The organism is Nostoc sp. WHI (assembly GCF_015714725.1).
Lineage (GTDB): Bacteria > Cyanobacteriota > Cyanobacteriia > Cyanobacteriales > Nostocaceae > Nostoc.
Window position 1 is genome coordinate 1 of record NZ_WBKM01000139.1, and the last position, 7,015, is coordinate 7,015.

The 7,015-nt window shown below is 40.8% G+C and carries 3 protein-coding genes and 1 pseudogene; 2 read left to right on the forward strand and 2 right to left on the reverse strand.

Annotated elements, in window-relative coordinates:
• The coding region (gene priA / locus F8S12_RS14010; protein ID WP_230968007.1) for a replication restart helicase PriA at positions 1-1,156 on the forward strand (1,156 nt) is incomplete at its 5' end.
• Positions 1,157-1,380: 224 nt separating this feature from the next.
• Here priA and F8S12_RS40585 read toward each other — a convergent pair.
• Positions 1,381-1,542, reverse strand: a pseudogene (locus tag F8S12_RS40585) (IS982 family transposase); the annotation flags it as partial.
• A 58-nt stretch (positions 1,543-1,600) separates the two neighbouring features.
• Here F8S12_RS40585 and F8S12_RS14015 point away from each other — a divergent pair.
• Positions 1,601-2,251: a hypothetical protein gene (locus F8S12_RS14015; RefSeq protein WP_196516874.1), complete on the forward strand. Its 651-nt coding sequence runs from the start codon at positions 1,601-1,603 to the stop codon at positions 2,249-2,251.
• A gap of 597 nt (positions 2,252-2,848) precedes the next feature.
• On the opposite strand, the gene F8S12_RS14020 is transcribed toward F8S12_RS14015, so the two are convergent.
• Positions 2,849-6,604, reverse strand: coding sequence for a beta strand repeat-containing protein (locus tag F8S12_RS14020; RefSeq protein ID WP_196516875.1), 3,756 nt, complete (start codon positions 6,602-6,604; stop codon positions 2,849-2,851).
• Between the last annotated feature and the right edge of the window lie 411 nt (positions 6,605-7,015).

A 7,015-nucleotide genomic window follows, 5' to 3' on the forward strand; every position in this document is an offset into this window, starting at 1 on the left:
GAGCAGGGGAGCAGGGGGAGAATTCGTAACTCAGCACTCAGCACTCTCTACTCAGCACTCTCTACTCAGCACTCATTACTTAAGTTTGCCCGAACGTATCCACTCGCGCCCTTTACCGCCGGTGGAAATAGTCGATATGCGGCAAGAGTTGCAGCAGGGAAATCGTTCTATATTTAGTAGAACGCTGCAAGAAGCTTTGCAACAGCTGCAAGAAAGAAAACAACAGGGAATCTTATTTATCCATCGCCGAGGACACAGTACCTTTGTATCTTGCCGGAGTTGTGGATATGTATTGGAATGTCCGTACTGTGACGTGTCGCTGGCGTATCACCACACCGAAGAAAAAGCGCCGGAATTATTGCGTTGTCATTACTGTAATTATACGCGATCGCACCCCAAATTCTGCCCTGATTGTAGTTCCCCTTACCTAAAATTCTTCGGTAGCGGTACTCAACGAGTCACGCAAGAACTAGCGCGACAGTTCCCAGAGTTGCGTTTGATTCGCTTTGACAGCGATACCACTCGCAACAAAGGCTCACATCGTACCCTACTTACCCAGTTTGCCAACGGTGAAGCAGATTTATTAGTAGGTACGCAAATGCTCACCAAAGGTTTAGATTTACCCCAAGTGACACTTGTGGGCGTTGTTGCTGCGGATGGATTGCTGCATTTATCAGACTATCGCGCCAGTGAACGGGCATTTCAAACCTTAACTCAGGTAGCTGGGCGTGCTGGTAGAGGCGATGATCCAGGTAGGGTAATTGTGCAGACTTATACCTTAGAGCATCAGGTAATTGAAGCGGTGCGATCGCATGATTATCAGTCTTTCTCTCAAGCTGAATTAGAACAACGCCAAGCACTCAATTATCCCCCATACGGGCGATTAATTTTATTGCGCTTAAGTAGTCTTGACCCTATTCAAGTGCAGAATACAGCGCAAATTATCGCCACAGCCTTGAGTACAGAAGAAGAATTCGAGATATTAGGCCCAGCACCAGCGAGTATTTTACGTGTAGCTAATCGTTATCGCTGGCAGATATTGATTAAATTTGCACCCGATGCATTGCCACAATTGCCAGATTGGGAACAAGTGCGAGATATGTGTCCTCAATCTGTTAGCTTGACAATTGATGTAGACCCATTAAATATTATGTGACAAAAAGCTTGAAACTCTATCCGAATATCAATTTTTCATTCAAAATAGGACGAATTGTCGTAAATACCTGAGTTCGATATAACAGAAACACTTAAAAATGAGTCATAATCAATGTTCTATCAATTAGCAATTCTTATTGACAATTAATAGTCAAAATAAGCTAATCCAAAAATTGCTATTTTGGAAAATTTAAGTTAAATAATTTACTTTAATAAAAGGAGTAATTAAACTAACAAAGCAGATAAGTTTTCGGCTTGATTTTTATCTAGCTTTAAAGAGGGTTTTTTCTCTTGAAAAGTATAAGCAATTAAACCTGCAAGGAGATTAACCATAAAATTATTAACACTTCTATGGCGAGAATGAACAATTTGAGAAATATTTTTTAATTAGTCATTTAGCTGTATAATAGCTGTATAATTGATTAACTATACACACATAGGAACTATGGCTACCGAAAAGATTTTCATTGAAAGCATTAAAACAATCAAAAGTAAATTCCTTTTGATAGTGTTTTCGTTAAGCTTAATTTTATTAAGTTTTACAGCATCAAAAACTGATGTAGCTGTAGCTCAAGAAAGGTACACTCCTACTTTTAGTATCAAAATTGACCCTCGACAAGCTTTCATTCACGGACAGGCTAATCCTGTTGATGGCGAAGCTATAAATTTACGTAAATTGGGCATTATTCCAGGAGATACAATTTCAATAGAGCGTTTTGGATATCTTTCACCATATTCAGATCCTAATAATGAATACTATGGTGGACTGTATGCTACTTTCAGTACAAATAATATATTGTTACCTAATAATAACGGCTTTAGTGGTATTAATACTGATAGAATACCGGGTGCTATCGATACACTGCTGCCTAATGGATGCATACAGTGTATTGATAATAAAATATTTTTGATTTCTTTTGGACAAAATCAAGTTAATGGGGGATACAACGGCATTTTAGTTCAAGTTCCTGCAAATGCAGAATATCTATTTATTGGTGTTAATGATAGTTACTTTGGAGACAACGTAGATTCAAATGGAGATTTTGCGGTAGGTATTAGTAAAGTTTTGGGATTGTCGGCTACTATTAGACCTTAGTTTGGGATAATAAATCCTAAAAAGCCTTGACTTATCGTTGTTCGGTTTAAAACTCTGTTTTCATATATTCTCAATAAGATATATTGTTGAGAATAGTTTCATTTGTGAACATTATTGACAAAATGATTCCACTTTAATCCCTGCTTTGATCACTTCCAGTTTTATTTAATCCTGACAGAATAAGGTTTTTAGCTTCTGGCTTAACCCGAACTCAGGTGTAAATGATTGAAAAAACATGGTTCAAATAGCTTTTTATGTTTTTTAACCACGTAAAGATGAAAATGTCAATCCCACCCTTTGGCTCAGTGTAGTAATTTTGAACTTACTTGTGTTTTGGGGTGAACCCCAAAACGTCCGTGTCAATAGGGTTTGAGATGCGCTTACCCTGGTTGATATACCCTGTTTATCTAAGATAAACAGGGTATGATTGAACTATTTACATTGTACTGGACTTGCACTAATGTTCTATTGCAAAAGTTTTCATAGGTTTGTAGTAAGAACTTTAGTGCTTAAATATTTGAGGACTAAAGTCCTCTCTACGAAACGCTAGGCAACACTACAAACCCATTTAACTCACAAAATTAATCCGATGAACCACTAGTAAGTGATGAAATTGCTAGCGTTTAAAGTTGATGCCTGAATTCCAGTTAACAGAGCAATTTGGATGGAACCATCTTTAATTAAGGTATCGTTGACGCTCTGAGTAATAGATAAACCTGAGTACGTCAAACCAACTGATAAGGCAATCAAATCTTCACTAATATTGAAGTCTTTGATAATATCTCTACCTTCACCTTTGGCAAGCACAAAGATATCACTACCTAAACCTCCTGTCAGATTATCGGCACCTAAACCGCCGTAAATCTGATCATTTCCTCCCCCGCCAACAATGATGTCATTACCAGCAAAGCCAAAAATAAGCTCGTCTGAGCTAGTTCTCTGCAAGTTATCAGCCTTGGCTGTACCTGTGATAATGCTATTCACTAGATTCTCGTTTTTAATATTGACGACATCAATATCGGCAATACTGGCAGGGTTGAAATTGTTATATTTGGGATCACTACTAACTACTGAGCCAGTAATGATTTGGTAAGCAATATTGTCATCTGCAATGCCATCATTAACACCTGTAACCGTGATTATTTGAGGCGTATTCCAGTTAGCTGCGGTAAATGTAACGTTAGGAACAGAAACAGTACCTTCACCGACCTTGGAACTACTCAAATTTAAGGTAACATTGGCAGTGGGTTGGCTAGTGAGTTTGATATTGAAATTAGCCGTGCCACCAGCTTCGGTAGTTATTAGTCCAGTCGCCGGAGAGATCGTGAAACCCGCTATGTCGTTGTCTGTAATAGTACCAATAGCTTGGTTATCAGCAATGCTGGCATTAGTGGGATTGCTGAGATTGACAAAAAAGCGATCGCTTGATTCAGCAACAAAATCGTTGAGAATGGGTATAGTGATTGTTTGAGTGATAACTCCAGGGTTGAAAGTCAGGCTGCCGGTGACTGCGGTGTAATCGATGCCAGCGATCGCAGTATCATTGCTAGTAGCGTAATTGACTGTGATTGCTTGGCTGCTAGCGTTGGAGAGTTTGACGCTAAAAACAAAATTGGCGCTGCTTTCATTGCCGTTTTTATCTATGATGGAAATAGTAGGTGCGTTATCATCATCAATTATGGTAACTGTAGCTGGAGCGATCGCACCTGTTTGGTTGGGGTAACTCAGGTTAAGATTAATGATTTCGTTAACTTCAGTCACCTTCTCACCCACAACATTGAGTGAAATAGTCTTTGTTGTTTCCCCAACAGCGAATTTTAAAGTCCCAGATGGAGTACCTGTTACACCTGCAACTTTAATGGTGTTGTAATCAGTCCCAGAAGTTGCGGTGCCATCCAAAGCATAATATACGGTAGTTGCAACGGCAGTATTACCACTGCGAGTCACGGTGAAAGTGACAGGTTTGCTACCACTATTACCTTCCGTCACAGTTGGGGTAGTGGTTGAAATGGCGTAATTGAGATTAGCCGGAGGAGTAAAGTTAGTATCGCCAATGTGATTCAATGGTTGCTCGGCAAAGTTTTTCGGTGATGTGTTAGTAACAGTACCTAATGTCAAATTTGGTGCTGTGCCAGTGATTAGACTTGCTACCCAATCCGAGGCTGTTGAACCTGTGGTGTCACTTGAACGCCCCACATATCCAGGTATAAATGAGGTGTCAACAACTGTAGCAGTAGTTGGAACTAAACCACTAGAACTTTTTCTAAAAACAATCGAGCCATAGGCTGTGTCTGTGGCTCCCCCATCTAAAACGGAAACTGAATCCAGCACAGTCCAACTGGAATAGACACCATCAGCAGTCCCATCGTTATCCAAGTCAATATCATTGGTAAGCTTAGGTGCAGTAGTACTTTGAATTAGGAAAAAGCTAACAGACCCATTTTCTATGTTGTTTGTTGTACCAGTATCACCACTGTGACCGATTGAACTGGAATTTGAACCCGAAGTTCCGTTCCCCCATCCGGCTCCATTTCCATCATTAGTTAGTACAGTTGCACCAGGCTTGGTTAAATAGCTGCTATTACCCTTTTGCAACAGAACCAGAAACCCGTTGCTGCCAAACTTTTTACCAGACAAATCAAAGATATTCTGAATATCACCAATACTGGGCGTGCCAGAATCACCCTCAACACCAACTAAATAAGTTCCAGGTGCTAAAATAGCATCGGGAGTACCACGCAGTTCGATGTACTCGTTATTAGCTGAGGTACTGAAGAGAATTTCGTTGATGAGTATCGGCTGAGGGGGAACGGGAGGAACGGGATCATCGGGATTATTAAGTAGCACCGAAACGTTTTTAGATTCACTGTTTGCCACCGCCAAGTCAGATTTTCCATCGTTGTTGAAGTCGCCTACGGTGACAGAATAGGGTTTTGTCCCCACATCAAAGTTCGTGGCAATTCCAAAGTTACCAGTGCCATCTCCGAGCAGCACTGAAACCGTGTCGGAATCTGCATTCGCCACTGCTAGGTCAGATTTTCCGTCTTTGTCGAAGTCAATCACTGTGACGGATACGGGTTTTGTCCCCACATTAAAATTAGTAGCCGTGCCAAAGCTACCAACGCCATTGCCCAACAGCACCGAGACATTGTTAGAGTCCGAATTCGCCACCGCCAAATCCAATTTACCGTCTTTATTAAAGTCGTCTACGACGACAGAATTAGGATTTGTCCCCACAACAAATTCGGTGGCTGAGTTAAAAGTACCATTCCCATTTCCCAACAAAATTGAGACGCTGTTGAAGAAAGAACTCGTTACTGCTAAGTCAGATTTTCCATCCCCGTTGAAGTCGCCCACAGTGACGGAAGTAGGACGGCTGGGAACTTTAAAGTTAGTAGCACTTCCAAATCCGCCAGTGCCATTTCCCAACAGCACTGAAACATTTTGCGAGCCATTGTTTGCCGTTACTATGTCAGATTTTCCATCTCTATTGAAGTCGCCCACTGCGATGGATATGGGGGCGGGAGCTGACGCTGACTGCAAAGCAAAATTGACAGCAGGGTCAAAGCTGCCATTACCCTTTCCAAACAGCACCGAAATGTTATTTGAGACATTGTTTGCCGTTACTAAGTCAGATTTGCCGTCTTTATTGAAGTCGGCTACAGCAACAGAGTGGGGACTTAACCCATTGAACCCGACTACGCTGAAGTTAGTGGCAGGCTTAAAAGTGCTATCACCATTTCCCAATAATACTGAAACGGTGCTGGAGGACTTATTCGCTGTTACCAGATCCGTATTACCATCTTTGTCAAAGTCACCGACAACGATGGAATAGGGTCTTAATCCGACAACAGGTGCGATCGCAATCCTAGCAGTTTCCTCAGCAGTACTGTAAGCTGTAGTGCCACCACCAACACCGATAACTACGTTAGTAGTGCCACTAGCGTTGTCGTCTGAGGTATCCCAAGCGCGGAAGGTTATTTCAGCCGTGCCATTGTAGCCAGCGTTGGGGACAAAACGGACTTTTTCTGTATCTTTAAGCAATGTCGCAGAAGTGGCGGATACACCGAAATCAATCCAATTATTACCGCCATCTGTAGAGTATTGCCATTTGCCATTAGTATTATTTACACCAATAACGGCGATGCCTTCCACTGCACCTGTGTCTACATCAGTTATGGGGTCGCCACCTGCACCTGTGGCAATGATGGCAGAAACTAGAGTGCCGGGGTTGTCGGCGGCGGTTACGTCTTGGGTAATGGCGGCTAGTGTAGGATTACCCGTGTCGTCCAGTGTTGGTGCTGTGTTGGGTACAAGAGTAGTATTGATAAAAACAATATTTTGATTTAGCATTTGCAATTCCTCAGCAATATTAGTTTGGATTTAGAAGTTTTTTCTAGCAGTTACATTATGATTATTGTTGGTCAATAAAACTTGCCAACTCGTAACTGTTAACTCTAAAGCGATGACTTGACGAACACAGCACTAAATAAAAAGCAAATGCTTGTACATAAGCTTCTATGGTTAAATTCAATCTATAAATAGAACCTCTTTTATTGAGGCAAAACAAAAAAGCCTAATATTATAATTCAGTACAAAATTATGCTAAAAATATAATAGTTGCTACTGTATTATTACTGTAATAACTAAAGATGTGCGGAAAATTCATATTTAGAAAAAATAGAAAATCCAGTTCTAGTGATAATTACGGTTATTAATAAACTCTCTTATATAGGACTAGTATTTGATTTTTGAAATGCACGT